Origin of the sequence: Colwellia chukchiensis, from assembly GCF_002104455.1 — a bacterium.
GTDB lineage: Bacteria > Pseudomonadota > Gammaproteobacteria > Enterobacterales > Alteromonadaceae > Cognaticolwellia > Cognaticolwellia chukchiensis.
This window is the reverse complement of record NZ_NBOC01000044.1, coordinates 1-1,015: the sequence shown is the minus strand read 5'-3', so window position 1 is coordinate 1,015 and position 1,015 is coordinate 1. Positions and strand designations below refer to the sequence as shown.

Annotated in this window: 2 rRNA genes; both read right to left on the bottom strand. The window is 44.3% G+C overall.

From position 1 onward, the window contains the following. Positions 1-440 precede the first annotated feature (440 nt). Positions 441-555, bottom strand: a 5S ribosomal RNA gene (gene rrf, locus B6K83_RS18100). Between the two features lie 352 nt (positions 556-907). Then, a 23S ribosomal RNA gene (locus B6K83_RS18095) occupies positions 908-1,015 on the bottom strand; the annotation flags it as partial.

The window sequence follows — 1,015 nt, the reverse complement described above, 5'->3', positions numbered from 1 at the left end:
TTAATAGAAGCCTAGCGATGACGTGCATGGATGCGCTAATGCCGAGGGCACATGGATGTGCAGGAACGGCGCCGCTCTCACATAAAGAGAAGAACACCCACACGCTTTTTACCACCGGCGCTACTGCGTTGCACTGCTGCATCTCTTGGTATAGCGAATGGGATCAGGTGGGGCCACAGTGCTATTGTCACTATTATTTGTGATTTTAAACGCAAAAAACCCGCAGCGTCAGCTACGGGTTTCTTTAATGAGAAGCCTAGCAATGTCCTACTCTCACATAAAGAGAAGAACACCCACACACTTTTTACCACCGGCGCTACTGCGTTGCACTGCTGCTTCTCTTGGTATGGCGAATGGGTTCAGGTGGTTCCAAAGTGCTACTTTTTTGATTTTAAACGCAAAAAACCCGCAGCGTCAGCTGCGGGTTTCTTTAATGATAAGCCTAGCGATGTCCTACTCTCACATGGGAACTCCCACACTACCATCGGCGCTACTGCGTTTCACTGCTGAGTTCGGAATGGGATCAGGTGGTTCCACAGTGCTATTGTCGCTAGACAAAATTTTCTTGTTAAATATCACACTGACGTCATTGCTACAATCGCTTCGATACTCATTGACGAACGTCAACTCCGTTTCTCGCTCATTTGCGGCTTTGTCACTGTTCATTTACTTTCGTAAATACACTTAACAAGTTACAATCTTGAAAGCTTTTATAAATACATTTTAATTTCTTATTCACACGATATGTACGTGATAGTTCTTTTCAGAATCTTGTCAAACCTTGACTGAGGTAAATCGCTTAGTAACGACGTAATTCAAACTGACGTGTAGGGTTTCTACACGAGGTTTTCATTACTCAGTTAGTAAGTGATGTTAACCAGTCAATACAAAACCACTTGGGTGTTGTATGGTTAAGCCTCACGGGTAATTAGTATTGGTTAGCTCAATGCCTCGCAGCACTTCCACACCCAACCTATCAACGTTGTAGTCTCCAACGACCCTTTAGGGAGCTTAA